Below are 15,985 nucleotides of genomic sequence, written 5' to 3'. Positions count from 1 at the left end.
GCGCTCCTCCTTACTTGAGCCCCTTGCCGGAGAACATCAGCACCTGGTCGCCGGCGAACTGCACGCTGATCATGCTCTGCTCGTCGCCCCAGGTGCAGCTGGTGATGCCCAGGGCGCCGGCGCACTCGCTGGGCGCGCCGAGCAGCTGCTCGACCTCGGTCTTGCTCATGCCGGCCTGCAGCTTCGAATAGTTGGCCTGGTTGACCTTGTTGCAGGCGGCCAGCAACACGCAGAGGGCGATCAGGGCGAGGGGGCGAAACGACATGCAGGTACTCCGCAAAAAGGTGAGCGGGCCGGCAGCCGGCCCCGGGATAGACTCGGTTGGACGTCAGAAGCGCGAGCCGGGTTCCTCGAGGAAGCGCAGTTCCTCCTCGCTCGAGGGCCGGCCGAGAATGGCGTTGCGATGAGGGAAACGACCGAAGCGGGCGATGATGCGCTGGTGACGCTCGGCGTAGTCCAGGTAGTCGGCGAACTGCTTACGCTCGGCGGCGGGCGCCGCATCCAGTAGACGGGTGAAGCGCCGCAGCGCCTCGTCCTGCAGCAGCAGGTCCTCGGCATGCTCCAGCACCAGGTAGACGAACACCCGCTGGATCGGCGCCAGGGCCGCCTCGTGCTCGCCGTCCAGGCCGGCGAACACCAGCTCGCGGGCCCGGGCATCGCCGGCGAAGGCCCGGGGGCTGTCGCGATGGATCATCCGCGGCAGCTGGTCGAGCAGCAGGATCAGAGCCAGCCAGCCCCTGGGTTCCTCGGCCCAGTCGCCCAGGCCGCCGGTCAGGGCCTGCTCGACCAGGGCGCCGAAGCGCTCACGGGCCTCGGCATCCTGGCTGTCGCGCTTGCCGAACCACAACCCGGAACGGCTCGCCGCCACCTCGGCCGCCGACGCCTGCGGGCCGAACCACCAGTCGAGCAAGGCTTGCCAGGGCGCACTCATCGCCGCTCCTCCCGTGGGCTCACTCCTGATGGTAGGCGGTAACCCGCTCGACTTCCTGCTTGGAGCCGAGGAACACCGCCACCCGCTGGTGCAGCGAGGTCGGCTGGATGTCGAGGATGCGCTGGGTGCCGTTGGTGGCGGCGCCGCCGGCCTGCTCGATGATGAAGGACATCGGGTTGGCCTCGTACATCAGGCGCAGCTTGCCGGGCATCGAAGGATCGCGGCCGTCGCGCGGGTACATGAAGATGCCGCCGCGGGTGAGAATGCGGTGCACGTCGGCGACCATCGAGGCGATCCAGCGCATGTTGTAGTTCTTCTCCAGCGGTCCGGTCTCGCCGGCCAGCAGCTCGGACACGTAGCGCTGCACCGGCGCCTCCCAGTGGCGCTGGTTGGACATGTTGATGGCGAATTCCTTGGTGGTTTCCGGCACCTTGATGTTGTCGTGGGTCAGCACGAAGCTGCCCAGCTCGCGGTCCAGGGTGAAGCCCTTGACGCCGTTGCCCAGGGTCAGCAGCAGCATGGTCTGCGGGCCGTAGATGGCGTAGCCGGCGGCCACCTGCTGGGTGCCCGGCTGGAGGAAGGCCTCCTCGCCCAGGTCGCCCTCCTCGCCGTTGCGCTCAGGGCAACGCAGCACCGAGAAGATGGTGCCGACCGAGACGTTGACGTCGATGTTCGACGAGCCGTCCAGCGGGTCGAACACCAGCAGGTAGGCGCCCTTGGGATAGTGGCCGGGAATCTGGTAGGCCTTGTCCATCTCCTCGGAGGCCATGCCGGCCAGGTGACCGCCCCACTCGTTGGCCTCCAGGAGGATCTCGTTGGACAGCACGTCGAGCTTCTTCTGCACCTCGCCCTGCACGTTCTCGGTTTCCATGCTGCCGAGCACACCGCCCAGGGCACCCTTGGACACCTGATGGCTGATCGCCTTGCAGGCCCGCGCCACCACCTCGATAAGGAAACGCAGATCGGCGGGGGTGTTGTGACTGCGGGTCTGCTCGATCAGATAGCGGCTCAGGGTAACGCGGGACATGGACGGCTCCGGGAAGGAATAAAAAACCCGCGCAGTTTACCCCTTTATCGGCTGCGGCGCCTCAGCGCCTGGATAGGTGGGGGCACGCGCCGGCGAGACGCACACCCGGTTGCGCCCGGCCGCCTTGGCCCGGTACAGCGCAAGGTCCGCGGCCCCCAGCAGCGGGTCCAGCTCCAGGCCTTGCTCGGGCAGCACGGCCAGGCCAGCGGACAGGGTCACCCGCCGGACGCCGCCACGGGTCGCCAGCGGCTGCGCGGCCAGGCCCTGGCAGAGCCCCTCCAGGCGCTGGCGGGCCTCCTGCACATCGGCGCCGGGCAGGATCAGCAGGAACTCCTCGCCGCCGAAGCGGAACACCGCATCGGAACCACGGGTATTGCTGCACAGGTACTGAGCCACGGCCTTGAGCACGTCGTCGCCCTCCAAATGGCCGTAGGCGTCGTTGAGCTGCTTGAAGTGATCCAGGTCGATCAACGCCAGGGCCAACGGCGTGCCATCGCGCCGGGCCCGGGCCAATTCGCGGGCGAAGAACTCGTCCAGGTAGCGGCGGTTGTACAGCCCGGTCAGCGGGTCGCGCAACGCCTGGGCCTGCAGCTGCTCGTGCAGGCTGGAAATGGTGCGCAGGCGCTCCTCGCTGAGCGCCAGGGCCTCGGCCAGCTCGAGCTCGCCGAGGTGGCGCTGGGTGACATCGCGCAGGTAGAGCATGCGACCGATATCGAAGGTGCCGCTGTGGGTGACCCGCTCGATGGTACGCACCCGCACCTCGAAGTAACGCGCCGGGTCGCTCAGGGTCAGCAGGCGATTCTCCTGCTCGCCCCCCTGCTCGACCAGCAGGCACTGCAGCTCTGCACCGAACACCGGCCAATCGAGCAGCCTGCGTCCCTGCCAGCCCTCCCCCAGGCCGGCCAGCTTGAGCGCCGCCGGATTGGCCTCGACCACCCGGCGGTGCGGGTCGACCACCAGCACCGGGTCGAGCAGGGCCTCGAGCAGCAGATGACGGGCCACCGGCAGCAGATCGAACAGACGCACGCCGATGATCAGCCAGGCGAAGGCCACCAGGGTGAAGGTGAACGTGAAGGGGGTGGGGTCGAAACCGAACAGCATCCAGCCGAAGCCGACATAGCCGAGGTTGGCCAACCAGGGCAGCGCAGTGACCAGCACGAAGGCCAGGTAATGACGACGGTAGACCCCCTTGCTGAGGGCCGCCGCGCGGATTACCACGCCCATGCAGAAGGCCATGAACAGGTACACGTAGGCCGCCGCCAGGTAGAACAGCGGACCGTGCTGGTAGCGGATCGGCGCCCCCGCCTGCGCCGACAGCGGAGCCGTACCCGCCCCGTAGAACAACCCGTGCCAGGGATTGCTCAGGGCCATCGCCCAGATGAGCCCGGGCACCAGGGTCAGGGCCAGCACCGCCCGCCTGGGCAACGGCCGCCGCACGCTGTTGACGTACTGCCAGAGGAACACCGCCCAGAAGGTCGGCGTCAGGACGATGCCCGGCCAGGCCATGCTGGCCCAGAACACCTTGCTGTCGGCATCCTGCACGGCCATCTCCAGGCCGGCCGCGAGCAGCCACCAGAGGCTGGCGACATGCAGCACGATAAAGCTTTCGCGCCCGGGGAAACTCCGCTGACGCAGGAGCCAGTGGGCCAGCAGCAACACCCCGCAGCACAGCAGCGCGGTGAACAGCACCGGACCGCTGAGCAGCCAGGCGGCGGTGAGCTGGCCGTTCACCGTTCGCTCCCCGGGCGCCCGACGACCGCGAAACCGTCGTGGCGGTACAGCGGCCTAAGCACCGAAGGGACTGAGAAGAGGATCGAAATGAACAAAAGGCCTTCCTGACCTAGCACTCAACCAATATCCGGCACTCACGATACTGCAATTCCATGCCAAGGCTATGGTTTTATCTCGTTCACGCCCCAGACTCGGGCGTACGCGTCCGCCGCAACAGGCTGACGGCCATCAGCGCCAGCAAGCCCACGCCCAGCAGCAACAGCGCCCACAGCCCCCAGCGCCGCCAGGCCGGCGCGCCGCCCTCGGGCGCAGTGGCCTGCAGCGCGGCGCCCGGCTCGAGCTCGGCCGTGTCGAGCCGCTCCAGGCGCTCCGGGCTAAAGCCCGGGATCAGGCTATGGGGCGACAAGGCCGCCGATGCCGCATCTGGATTGCCCAGAACCAGGCGATAGGGTGGGCTACCCCGCTGCAGGAATACCAGGACGGTGGCGCGCAGGCCGAGCCGCAGATACGGCGCGCCTCCCAGGCCGCCACCACGCTCGTCCACCTCCAGGCGCAGCTGCTGCACGGCGGCACCGGCCAGGGCCAGCTCGTCCTGGCGCAGCTCGCCTCCCGGCTCCGTCACGCGGTAGAGCAGGCCGCTGCCCAGCGGACGCCAGCGCCCCTGCCCGCCGCCCCGGCCGCTGACCCGCACCGGGGCCAGGCTGTTGTCCGGCCCCAGTTCGATCCTGATCCGCTCTAGCGGCAGCGCCAGCGGCAACTGCCACTGGTAGGCACCGCCCGCGGCACGCTGCGCCGGCAAGGGTTCGGACCACACCAGGGGCAGCGACAGGCTGTCGCGGGGCCGACTGAACAGCCGTGCGGCGGTCAGCTGCGGCGCCTGCCGCGGGCTCTGCCACAGCAGCCGTAGGTAGCGCGCCCGGCGCCCCGGCAGCTCGACCTGGCGCTGCTCGATGCGCTCGTCGGCGAACGACAGGCGTGCCAGCTGGCCCTGCCCCCAGGGGCGCCAGGTGCGCAGGTCGTCGCTGGCCTCGATACGAAAGTGCTGAAAGCCCTCCTGCTCGCTGCTCCAGTCCAGCCGCAGGCGTGCCAGCGGCTGCTCGACGGCGCTGGCGTCGAGCAGCCAGCCGCGCAAGGCGGCCGGCTGCGCCACCAGCTGCGTCTCGAGCAGCTCGATCAGCGTGCCGCTGGCGCTGCGCCGCACCCGCAGTCCCGGCGAGTCGGCCAGGTCCTCGGCCTCGTCGTACAGCGCGAACCAGCGCACCTCGTGCTCATGCAGGGTTTCCTGCGCCGGGCTGCGCACCAGGGCATAGGCCAGCGCCTCGCCCTCGCCGTTGAACACCCGCAGGTCGCGCAGGTCGGCGTGGCGGGCGGCAAGATGGGCGGCCATGGGCAGCTCCAGGCGGTACCAGGGCCCCTCGCCGGTCAAGCTCAGCGGCAGCTGCCAGGCGTAGTCGGCGGGCCGTTCCGTGGCCTGGCCGGCGAAACCGCACAGCAGCCCACAGAGCAGCAGCCAGGCGCGCCCACGATCTTGTCTCATCCTCATACCCGCTCCTCTTCCAGAGGCCGCACCCGATCCTGCCGGGCAGGCGGCAAGGGGGCGAAGTAGCCGACCACCAGCAGCAGCACGCCAACCCCGATAAAGGACACGATGCGCTCCAGCCCGCCGCGATTGCCCAGCTCGACGAAGAACAGCTTGGCCACCACCACGGCGATCAGCGCCGCGCCGACCAGCCACAGCTCGCGGCGCCGGCGCAGATGACCGAAGACCATCAGCGGCAGGGCGATCAGGGTCCAGACGATGGACAGCCCGGCCTGCACCAGCATCGAGTCGAGCAGGGGCTGCAGGCGATAGGGCACACCGCCCCAGTGGTGAGCCGTGCGCATCACCAGGGCGGTGAACAGGGCGAACAGCGAGGCGCCGACCAGCAGCTTGAGCAGCAGGCGACTGCGCGCCGCCGTCAGGCCCAGCTCTGGCAGGCTCATCGACGCCCAGGCATAGAGCGCGGCGAGGCTCAGCAGCAGCCCCAGTTCCAGCGGATTGAGCAGCGGCAGGTAGGGCAGCGGCGCAGCCTCACCGGCGCTGAGGACGTTGGCCAACCAGAACCAGGCGAGCATCAGCAGGGCCAACGGCAGCGCCGCCAGCACCCGATACTCGCGCGGGTAATCCGCCAGCGGCCAAGGCCGGCGGCGTGGCCGCGCCATCAGCCAGAGGTAGGCGCTGGGCAGCAACGCCCAGCCGAGCCAGCGCCAGGCGTTGTAGTGCTCGGCCAGGGCGAGGAAGCGGTAGCGCAACTCCAGGGCGATGACCGCCAGCAGCAGCCAGCAGCCGAGCACATGGCTGGCGCTGCGGGCACCGGCCGGCAACAGCGGGGCCAGGCGGCGCAGCAGCCAGAAGTGCGCGGCGAACAGCGCCGGCCAGGCCAGCCAGCCGAAATGCGCCGAGGGCTGATAGCGCCAGTGCCAGGCCTGCAGCAGCACCACCGCCGCCACCGGCAGCAGCAGGCCGCCGAGCAGTGCCAGCTCCGGCCACTGCCGGCGCTGCGCCAACATCCCGGCCAGCAACGCGCTCAGCGCCGCCGCCAGTAACAGGGCCGCACTCTGCAAGCCGCTGCCCTCGACGAAACGCAGCAGCTCGCCGGCCAGCGCCAGGCCCAGCCAGGCCACGCCCCATACCAGCAGCACCGGGGCCAGGGGCAAGCCGAGCCCGTCCAGCCGCGCCGGCGCCTCGCCGCGCCCCCGGACCTGCAGGCGCCAGGCGGCCAGCAGTGCGACCAGGGCCAGGGCCGCGGGCGCCCAGAACTCGGCATGGGCCAGCGGCCACAGGCCGTCGCCGCCGCCCTGGTCCAGCAGCAGTCGGCCGGCGATCAGCAGGGCCAGGCCACTGGCGAACTGCAGCGCCAGGGCCAGGGCGAAACCGACGCGCCGTTGCAGCTGCTGGCTGAACCCGAGCACCAGCAGCGCGGCGGCGCCCCAGACCGCGCCGCTGCCGGGCAGGACATACGGCTGCATCAGCTGGAAACTGCCCAGAGCCAGCAGCAACAACGCCGCGCCCCCGAACAGCACCCGGCGGTCGATGCCCAGACGCGTCAGGCGGACCGCCCAAAACAGGCCGGCGACTAGCAGCGCGGCCAGCAGCGCGGCAGACAACAGCAGCCCGCCGCCCGCCTCGACGCCGAGCCCTGGCACGCCGCCCAGCTGCAACAGCAACAACAGGCCGCCGAGCAGCTGCACGGCGCAGGCTGCCAGCAGCAGCACCCGGGCCTGCAGGCGCAGGCCGAGCAGCAGGGTCAGCAGCCCGGCCACCGCCCAGGCGATGACGCTGCCGGCGACGGCGAAACTCAGCGGCGCCATCAGGTAGAGGAAGGCCAGGCCGGCACCGGCCAGCAGCGACGAGCCGCGCCGCTCCCAGGTGCTGCTGGCCTCGGCAGGCGCCTGGCGCAGCTGCCAGTAGCTGAACGACAGCGCCACGCCGAGCAGCAGCGCCCCCAGCACCGCGCCGTCGAGCAACGATTGCACGCCGACGCGCAGCTCGCCCAGGTAGGCCAGCGCCGCGCCGAACTGCAGCAACAGGGCGAAGGCCCGCGCCAGGCCGCGGCGCTGGTGCAGCGCCAGCCAGTAGACGCCGGCGCCCTCCACCGCCCAGGCCGCCGAGGTCCAGCGCGCGTCCAGGCCCAGGGGAATCGCCAGGCTGGCGAACACCACCCCCAGGGCCAGGCAGGTTTCCACCAGCAGCAGCGCGCGGCCGGCGGTGCGGCCGGCCAGCAGCCGGGCCAGACTCAGGTAGAGCAGGCCCAGGCCCAGGGCGCTGAAGGCCGCGGCAAACTCGAGGTGCTGCACCAGGGCGAACTGCAGGCCGAAACCGACCAGCGGCGGGCCGAGCAGCACGGTGGCGTCGAGGTAGTCGCCCTGCCCGGCCGACCAGCGCAGCAACTCGCCGCGCCCGCTCGGCGCCTGCGCCGCCTCGCGCAGCTTGCGCCGGGCGAACAGCAGGCCGATGGCCAGGTACATCAGGAAGAACAGCCAGAGGAAGGGCGCGGTGCTCCACAGCAGCTCCGGGGTATAGGCCCGCAGCCCCCAGGCCAGGCCGATGCTGAAGGTGCCGACGAAGCCGATCAGGTTGAGCAGGCGCCAGGCCTTGAACCAGGCGATGGTCAGAATGCCGGCGTTGAGCAGGGCGAAATAGCCGAACAGGGCCACATGATCGCCGCTGCCGGTGGAGGTCAGGATGGGCGCGGCGAAGCCGCCGAGGGCTGCCGCGGCGGCCAGGCCCAGGGCGTTCTGCGCCACCGCGAGGATGGCCGAGCTGCAGGTCACCAGCACCAGCAGCGCCAGGGCCAGGCCCGCGGGCAGCAGCGGATGCAGGCGCATTGCGGCGAATACCGTGAGGTACAGCACGCCGACGCCCGCCCCCTGCAGCACCAGGGCATAGCCGGGATTACGCCAGCGCAGCCACCAGCCCAGGCCGAGCAGGGCGATCGCACTGGCGGCGACGCCGGCGTAGCGCAGCTCCACCGGCAGCACCAGCCCCTCGGTGGCGTAACGCAGGAGGAAGGCCAGGCCGAGGAACAGCAGCAGCACCCCGACCCGCAGCAGGGTGTTGCCCCCCAGCAGCCAGGCTTTGGCCTTGGCCAGTGCGCGCTGGAACACCGAGGGCCCGCGCGCCGGCCGGGCCCAGCCGGCATCGCCGTCCGTTGCCATGGCAGCCCCCTGGCTCGCCGCCGCATCGGCCTCGGCCGGTGCCGGCCCGATTTCGGCGGCCTGCGGCTCTATGTCCAGGGTCCAGTCCGGCTCAGGGGGCACGGGCTCGGCCGCCGCTACAGGTTCCGCCTCGGCCCCGGGGGCGGCCGCCTGGGCCTGTTCGACCCTGAGCAGGCGCTCATGGATCGCCGTGGTACCGCGCTCGAAACGTTCGGCGAACCCCTCCAGCTGCGCCGCCAGCTCGGCGTTCTGCCGGGCCAGCGCCTGCAGCCTGAAGGCCTGCCCCAGGCTCAGGCCCAGCAGGCCGCCCAGCAACGCGGCGCCGAGCGACTCCCCGGCCAGGGTTCCCAACACCAAACCCACCAGCATGAAGATCCATTGCATGCAGCATTTCCCGATCCGCTAGAAATGTTCAGCCGCCGCACCGAGCCTGTGGCACCGCTCGCGGCGCCGCTCAGTATAGGTAGCGGCTACTCAGGGAGACGCCCGCCCCGGGCGCAGCGGACACAAGTCTGGCATCGACGGCAGGTTGAATCGACCAACCGGCAGAAGTGTGTTCACATTTTCACCAACGCCGCTATCATCGCCCACCGCCTCGCCAACGCACAGCCAACGCCATGAAGAACAACCTGATCGCCGCCGCCGAACTCGACCGCCTGGATACCTGGGCCAAATACAGCGCCGACATGTGCCACAGCTGCATGTCCAGCTGCTGCACCCTGCCGGTGGAAGCGCGCATCGGCGACCTGATCCGCATCGGCGTGGTCGACGAGTTCGAGCGCGGCGAGCCGGCGAAGAACATCGCCAGGCGCCTGCAGAAAGAAGGCATAGTCGAGCGTTTCAACCAGAAGTCGGGGGTCTTCACCCTGGCGCGCATGAGCAACAACGACTGCCTCTATCTCGATCGCAAGTCGCGCCTGTGCACCATCTACGACAAGCGTCCGGACACCTGCCGCAACCACCCCAAGGTCGGCCCGCGCCCGGGCTACTGCGCCTACAAGCCGAAACCCTTGAAGTAGCTAGCCAGAAAAGACAAAGCCCCCGCCGGCTCACACCGACGGGGGCTTTTTCATTGCAGCCAGGACTTAGCCCTTGCTGGCGCGCTTGCGGTCGTTCTCGTTGAGGAACTTCTTGCGCAGGCGGATCGACTTCGGCGTCACTTCCACCAGCTCGTCGTCATCGATGAACTCCAGCGCCTGTTCCAGGGTGAACTTGATCGGCGGCACCAGCTGGATGGTTTCGTCCTTGCCGGAAGCGCGCATGTTGTCGAGCTTCTTGCCCTTGGTGGGGTTGATCACCAGGTCGTTGTCGCGGCTGTTGATGCCGCACAGCTGGCCTTCGTAGATGTCCTGACCCGGCTCGAGGAACAGCTTGCCGCGGTCCTGCAGGGTTTCCAGCGAGTAGGTCAGCGCCTTGCCGGTGGCCATGGAGACCAGCACGCCGTTCTGGCGGTGGGCGACTTCGCCCAGCTTGATCGGGCCGTAGTGGCTGAAGGTCGAGGTGAGGATGCCGCTGCCCGAGGTCATGGTCAGGAAGGCGTTGCGGAAACCGATCAGGCCGCGGGCCGGCACGGTGTACTCCAGGCGAATGCGCCCCTTGCCGTCCGGCACCATGTTGGTCAGATCGCCCTTGCGCAGGCCCATCTGTTCCATGACCGGACCCTGGTGCTGCTCTTCGATGTCGATGATGACGTTCTCGTAGGGCTCCTGCTTGACGCCGTCGACCTCCTTGATCACCACTTCCGGACGGCCCACGGCCATCTCGAAGCCTTCGCGGCGCATGGTTTCGATCAGTACCGACAGGTGCAGCTCGCCGCGACCGGAGACCTTGAACTTGTCGGCGCTGTCGCCTTCCTGCACGCGCAGGGCGACGTTGTGCAGCAGTTCCTTCTCCAGACGCTCCTTGATGTTGCGGCTGGTGACGAACTTGCCTTCCTTGCCGCAGAACGGCGAGTCGTTGACCTGGAAGGTCATGGACACGGTCGGCTCGTCCACCGACAGCGGCGGCAGGGCCTCGACGTTGTTCATGTCGCACAGGGTGTCGGAGATGTACAGCTCGTCCATGCCGCTGACGCAGACGATGTCGCCGGCCTGGGCCTCGGCGACTTCGACGCGCTGCAGGCCGGAGTGGCCCATGATCTTCAGGATGCGGCCCTGACGCTTCTTGCCGTCGGCGCCGATGGCCACCACCGGGGTGTTGGTCTTGACGCTGCCGCGGGCGATGCGGCCGATGCCGATGACGCCGAGGAAGCTGTTGTAGTCCAGCTGGGAAATCTGCATCTGGAACGGGCCGCTGACGTCGACGTTCGGCGCCGGCACGTGGTCGACGATGGCCTGGAACAGGGCGTCCATGTGGTCGTCCATGTTCTCGTGGTCCATGCCGGCGATGCCGTTCAGGGCGCTGGCGTAGACGATCGGGAAGTCCAGCTGCTCCTCGGTGGCGCCGAGGTTGTCGAACAGGTCGAAGATCTGGTCGATGACCCAGTCCGGACGCGCGCCGGGACGGTCGATCTTGTTGACCACGACGATCGGACGCAGGCCGGCCTTGAACGCCTTCTGGGTGACGAAGCGAGTCTGCGGCATCGGGCCGTCCTGGGCGTCGACCACCAGCAGCACGGAGTCGACCATGCTCATCACGCGCTCGACCTCACCGCCGAAGTCGGCGTGGCCGGGGGTGTCGACGATGTTGATGTCGTAGCCCTTCCACTTCAGCGCGGTGTTCTTCGCCAGGATGGTGATGCCACGCTCTTTTTCCTGGTCGTTGCTGTCCATCACCCGCTCGTTTTCCAGCTCCTTGCGGTCCAGGGTGCCGGACAGGCGCAGCAGCTTGTCTACCAGGGTGGTCTTGCCATGGTCGACGTGGGCGATGATGGCGATGTTGCGTAGATTTTCGATCACTTTTGTATCTCGATCAGAGGATTCGGTGTGCCGCGTATTCTGGGCGGCGAGTATGAACAAACAGGGTGTCAGCACGGCCGACGGTCGGGGGGGCGATGGCGGATGCTGCCGCCATTCAGCCCGGGGGTCTTATGTCGGACGATAAACGCGCACATTGGCATGCCCCTCGCTCAACAGGTGGTGGGCATGCAGGCGGCTCATCACCCCCTTGTCGCAATACAGCAGGTATTGGCGCGCCTCATCCAGCTCCTTGAACTTGCTGTTCAGCGCGTAGAAAGGCAGCGCCTGCACCTCGACGCCGGGCAGCTCCAGCGGCTCGTCCTCGACGGCATCGGGGTGGCGGATGTCGATCACCACGTGGCCGGCCAGGGCCTCGCCGACTTCCTCGACCTGCACGTCCTTGCCCAGCTCGTCGATCACCTTGTCGATCGGCAGCAGGGTGGCGCGTTCCAGGGCGCGCTCGAGGATGGCCATGTCGAACTGGCTCTCCTCGTACTCGATGCGCGCCGGCTTGGCCTTGGTGGTCGGGTTGACCGAAATGACCCCGCAGTATTCCGGCATGTGCTTGGCGAACTCGGCGGTGCCGATGGCATAGGCGGTGTCGATGATGTCCTGCTTGTGGCTGGCGATCAGCGGGCGCAGCACCAGCTTGTCGATGGCCGCGTCGATCACCGTGAGATTGGGCAGGGTCTGGCTGGAGACCTGGGAAATCGCCTCGCCGGTGACCAGGGCGTCGATCTGCAGGCGCTCGGCCATGCGGCTGGCGGCACGCAGCATCATGCGCTTCAGGACCACGCCCATCTGGCTGTTGTCGACCTTGCCGAGGATCTCGCCGAGCACTTCCTCGAACGGCACGCTGATGAACAGCACGCGATGGGAACGACCGAAGCGCTGCCACAGGTAGTGGGCGACTTCCATGACCCCCAGTTCGTGGGCCCGGCCGCCGAGGTTGAAGAAGCAGAAATGGCTGAGCAGGCCGCGGCGCATCATCTGGTAGGCGGCCACCGTGGAATCGAAGCCGCCGGACATCAGCACCAGGGTCTGCTCCAGCGAGCCCAGCGGGTAGCCGCCGATGCCGTTGTGCTGGCGGTGGACGATGAACAGGCGCTGGTCGCGGATCTCCATGCGCACCTCGACCTCGGGCTGCTTCAGGTCGATGCCGGCGGCGCCGCACTGCTGGCGCAACTGGCTGCCGACATGGCGCTCGACGTCCATGGAGGTGAAGCTGTGTTTGCCGCCGCGCTTGCAGCGCACGGCGAAGATCTTGCCCGGCAACTGGTCGGCGAAGTGCAGCTTGCACTTGTCCAGCACGTCGTCGAGATCACCCAGGGGGTACTCGTGCACTTCCAGGAAATGGATCAGCCCCGGGGTGCAGCGCAGCCGCTCGATCATCTCCTGCAGCACCTTCGCCTCGGTGACCGCGGTCTCCACCTCCAGGTTGTCCCAGACGCCATTGACCACCAGCTGCGGGTCGAGATCGCGCAGCACCAGGCGAATGTTCTTGGCCAGCTGGCGGATGAAATGCTTGCGCACCGGCCGGCTCTTGATGGTGATTTCCGGGAAGACTTTAACGATCAATTTCATGAAGGCAGCGCGCGCCGAGGTGGCCGAAAAAACAGGGGCGCGGATTATAGCGGAAATTGCTCAGACTTTGATCAAAAAACCCTTGCGGGTCTCGCTGCGCACTATTTTGGTGCCATCGCAAAATAGACAGCATCAAAATGGTGCAAAAATACCCTCCAGCTTGCCGCGCAGCCCCCGCCAGCACTGAGTTTCAGCCTTCCAGCCCATTCCGGGGCACTGGCATGCAATTTGCTCCCTTGTGAGGCAGGTTGTCCTGGCCGACTATCGCGCCGGGCTTCACCGAACTATCGAGGGCTCACCGAAACGAGCCTTATCCACCTGGAGGACAGCATGTCGAAGTCGATTCAACTGATTAAAGAACACGACGTGAAGTGGGTTGACCTGCGCTTCACCGACACCAAGGGCAAGCAGCACCACGTCACCATGCCGGCGCGCGACGCCCTGGACGAAGACTTCTTCGAACACGGCAAGATGTTCGACGGTTCCTCCATCCACGGCTGGAAAGGCATCGAAGCCTCCGACATGATCCTGATGCCGGTCGACGAGACCGCCGTACTGGACCCCTTCACCGAAGAGCCGACCCTGATCATCGTCTGCGACATCGTCGAGCCGAGCACCATGCAGGGCTACGACCGCGACCCGCGCTCCATCGCCAAGCGCGCCGAAGAGTTCCTCAAGACCACCGGCATCGGCGACACCGTGTTCGTCGGCCCGGAGCCCGAGTTCTTCATCTTCGACGAGGTGAAGTTCAAGTCCGACATCTCCGGCTCGATGTTCAAGATCTACTCCGAGCAGGGCTCCTGGATGACCGATCAGGACGTCGAAGGCGGCAACAAGGGCCACCGTCCGGCCGTCAAGGGCGGTTACTTCCCGGTTCCGCCGTGCGACCACGACCACGAAATCCGTACTGCCATGTGTAATGCCATGGAAGAAATGGGCCTGGTCGTCGAAGTGCACCACCACGAAGTGGCCACTGCCGGCCAGAACGAAATCGGCGTGAAGTTCAACACCCTGGTCGCCAAGGCCGACGAAGTGCAGACCCTGAAGTACTGCGTGCACAACGTCGCCGACGCCTACGGCAAGACCGCCACCTTCATGCCCAAGCCCCTGTACGGCGACAACGGTTCGGGCATGCACGTGCACATGTCCATCTCCAAAGATGGCAAGAACACCTTCTCCGGCGAAGGCTATGCCGGCCTGTCCGATACCGCCCTGTACTTCATCGGCGGCATCATCAAGCACGGCAAGGCGCTGAACGGCTTCACCAACCCGTCGACCAACTCCTACAAGCGTCTGGTCCCGGGCTTCGAAGCGCCGGTCATGCTGGCCTACTCGGCGCGCAACCGCTCCGCCTCGATCCGCATCCCCTATGTGTCGAGCCCGAAAGCCCGCCGCATCGAGGCGCGTTTCCCGGACCCGGCTGCCAACCCCTACCTGTGCTTCGCCGCGCTGCTGATGGCCGGCCTGGACGGTATCCAGAACAAGATCCACCCTGGCGATGCGGCCGACAAGAACCTGTACGACCTGCCGCCGGAAGAAGGCAAGCTGATCCCGCAGGTGTGCGGCAGCCTGAAGGAAGCCCTGGAAGAGCTGGACAAGGGCCGCGCGTTCCTGACCAAGGGCGGCGTGTTCTCCGACGACTTCATCGATGCCTACATCGAGCTGAAGAGCGAAGAAGAGATCAAGGTGCGCACCTTCGTGCACCCGCTGGAATACGACCTGTACTACAGCGTCTAAGCCCGCTGCGCGCCGCTCAGGCGGCGTGATGCCCAAGGCCCCGTCCGGCTTCAGCCGGCGGGGCCTTTTTTGTGGGCGGCAATCACAGCGCGAAGGCCTCGGGCTTGCCAGCACGGCGCACCGGTGCAACGCTTAGCGGCACGACACCCGGGAGATTGGCCATGCGCCTCATGCTCGCCTGCCTGCTGCTGGTCCTGACCCTGCCGGCCAGCGCACAGATCTACAAGTACACCGACGCCAACGGCAATACGGTGTTCACCAACCAGCCGCCGGACGGCAGCGCCGCGCAGAGCATCGAGCTGCCGCCGACTAATACCGTGGAGATGCAGGTTCCGAGCGCACCCGCCGCCAGTGCCGGCGGCACGACCGCGTCCGCGTCGGCGCCGCCCTACCGCACACTGCGCCTGACCGGCCTGCCCAGCGACGAGGCATTGCGCGCCAACAACGGCACCTTCAGCGTCGGGGTGTCGATAGTGCCGCGCCTCGCCGCCGCGCATCGTCTGCGTCTGCTGCTGGACGGCCAGCCCTACGGCCAACCCAGCCGCGCGCCGCGCCTGCAGCTGACCAATGTCGACCGCGGCGAGCACAGCTTGGCGGTCGAGGTGCTCAGTGGCGAGCAGGCGATCCAGCAGAGCCCGACCGTCACCTTCACCGTGCAACGGGTCAACACCAGCAGCCCGGCCCTGCGCCCGCCACCTCCGCCACCGACTCCGGCCCCCTGACCATGCGCATCGCCCTGTTCTGCCTGGCCCTGCTGTGTCTACCGCTGCACGCCGAGGTCTATACCTACATCGATGCCGAGGGCAACCGGGTCTTCACCGACCGGCCCAAGCCCGGCAACGCCCAGCGCATCCAGCTGGCGCCGGCCAACAGCATGCCCGCACCTCCCCGCCCGGCACCGCTTGCGGTCGCCCCCGGCACGCCGCAGGCACCGGCCTACCAGCTGTTGCGCATCCTGGTGCCGGAGCCCGATGCAACCGTGCGCGACGGCGCCGGTAACCTGATCGTCACCGCCAGCAGCGACCCGGCCCTGCTCCAGGGCCACAACTATCGCCTGCTGCTGGACGGCCAGGCCCTGGGCGAGCCCAGCCGCAGCCCGGTGTTCCCCCTGGAGAACATCGATCGCGGCACCCACCAGCTGGCCATCGAGATCATCGACGCCCAGGGCCGCACCCTCGAGCGCACCCCCAGCCAGCCCTTCCACATGCAGCGCATCTCCCTGGCGCAGAAGCGCCGGGTCAACCCTTGCCAGAAGGGCGATTACGGCGTGCGCCCGGAATGCCCGCTCAAGGACAAGCCCGCCGAGAAGCAGGACATCCCCCTGGTCCCCTTCATCTAAGCTCTCGCCGCTCACGCACCAACCTGGTGCAGCAGAGTGCC

13 protein-coding genes are annotated in these 15,985 nt (G+C 67.9%); 5 read left to right on the top strand and 8 right to left on the bottom strand.

Annotated elements, in window-relative coordinates; genetic code table 11:
- Positions 1-10 precede the first annotated feature (10 nt).
- The 6 genes from bamE to SBP02_RS01850 all read right to left on the bottom strand — a co-directional run bounded on the left by bamE (position 11) and on the right by SBP02_RS01850 (position 8,771).
- Positions 11-265 carry an outer membrane protein assembly factor BamE domain-containing protein gene (gene bamE / locus SBP02_RS01875; protein WP_318644726.1) on the bottom strand — a complete coding sequence of 85 codons (255 nt, stop codon included), beginning with the start codon at positions 263-265 and terminating at the stop codon, positions 11-13.
- A gap of 63 nt (positions 266-328) precedes the next feature.
- A complete protein-coding gene (locus SBP02_RS01870; RefSeq protein WP_318644725.1) occupies positions 329-931 on the bottom strand; it encodes a DUF924 family protein in 603 nt (200 codons plus the stop codon).
- Between the two features lie 19 nt (positions 932-950).
- Positions 951-1,958 carry a class 1 fructose-bisphosphatase gene (locus SBP02_RS01865; protein WP_318644724.1) on the bottom strand — a complete coding sequence of 336 codons (1,008 nt, stop codon included), beginning with the start codon at positions 1,956-1,958 and terminating at the stop codon, positions 951-953.
- Between the two features lie 36 nt (positions 1,959-1,994).
- Positions 1,995-3,689: a histidine kinase N-terminal 7TM domain-containing diguanylate cyclase gene (locus tag SBP02_RS01860; protein WP_318644723.1), complete on the bottom strand. Its 1,695-nt coding sequence runs from the start codon at positions 3,687-3,689 to the stop codon at positions 1,995-1,997.
- A 178-nt stretch (positions 3,690-3,867) separates the two neighbouring features.
- On the bottom strand, positions 3,868-5,226 hold the full coding sequence (locus SBP02_RS01855) for a DUF3999 domain-containing protein (protein ID WP_318644722.1): 1,359 nt from the start codon (positions 5,224-5,226) through the stop codon (positions 3,868-3,870).
- Positions 5,227-5,228: 2 nt separating this feature from the next.
- Positions 5,229-8,771 (bottom strand): DUF2339 domain-containing protein, encoded by a 3,543-nt coding sequence (locus SBP02_RS01850; protein WP_318644721.1) that lies wholly within the window; start codon positions 8,769-8,771, stop codon positions 5,229-5,231.
- Between the two features lie 233 nt (positions 8,772-9,004).
- On the opposite strand from SBP02_RS01850, the gene SBP02_RS01845 reads away from it, so the two are divergent.
- A complete protein-coding gene (locus tag SBP02_RS01845; RefSeq protein ID WP_318644720.1) occupies positions 9,005-9,406 on the top strand; it encodes a YkgJ family cysteine cluster protein in 402 nt (133 codons plus the stop codon).
- 66 nt (positions 9,407-9,472) lie between these two features.
- Here SBP02_RS01845 and typA read toward each other — a convergent pair whose 3' ends face one another.
- Positions 9,473-11,284 carry a translational GTPase TypA gene (gene typA / locus SBP02_RS01840; protein WP_318644719.1) on the bottom strand — a complete coding sequence of 604 codons (1,812 nt, stop codon included), beginning with the start codon at positions 11,282-11,284 and terminating at the stop codon, positions 9,473-9,475.
- 129 nt (positions 11,285-11,413) lie between these two features.
- Entirely contained in the window at positions 11,414-12,868 is a 1,455-nt protein-coding gene (gene thiI, locus SBP02_RS01835) for a tRNA uracil 4-sulfurtransferase ThiI (RefSeq protein ID WP_318644718.1), read from the bottom strand.
- Between thiI and SBP02_RS01830 the strand changes: the two genes are divergently transcribed.
- From SBP02_RS01830 to SBP02_RS01815, 4 genes are all read left to right on the top strand, one after another.
- Positions 12,867-13,055: a hypothetical protein gene (locus SBP02_RS01830; RefSeq protein ID WP_318644717.1), complete on the top strand. Its 189-nt coding sequence runs from the start codon at positions 12,867-12,869 to the stop codon at positions 13,053-13,055. The two genes, thiI and SBP02_RS01830, sit on opposite strands and share 2 nt — an antisense overlap.
- Before the next feature lie 143 nt (positions 13,056-13,198).
- Positions 13,199-14,605, top strand: coding sequence for a glutamate--ammonia ligase (gene glnA, locus SBP02_RS01825; RefSeq protein ID WP_213639661.1), 1,407 nt, complete (start codon positions 13,199-13,201; stop codon positions 14,603-14,605).
- Between the two features lie 161 nt (positions 14,606-14,766).
- Entirely contained in the window at positions 14,767-15,327 is a 561-nt protein-coding gene (locus SBP02_RS01820; RefSeq protein WP_318644716.1) for a DUF4124 domain-containing protein, read from the top strand.
- A 2-nt stretch (positions 15,328-15,329) separates the two neighbouring features.
- Positions 15,330-15,944 (top strand): DUF4124 domain-containing protein, encoded by a 615-nt coding sequence (locus tag SBP02_RS01815; RefSeq protein WP_318644715.1) that lies wholly within the window; start codon positions 15,330-15,332, stop codon positions 15,942-15,944.
- The last annotated feature ends 41 nt before the right edge of the window (positions 15,945-15,985 follow it).

Source organism: Pseudomonas benzenivorans (assembly GCF_033547155.1).
Lineage (GTDB): Bacteria > Pseudomonadota > Gammaproteobacteria > Pseudomonadales > Pseudomonadaceae > Aquipseudomonas > Aquipseudomonas benzenivorans_B.
The sequence above is the reverse complement of the archived record's forward strand: the minus strand, read 5'-3'. Positions and strand labels throughout refer to the sequence as shown.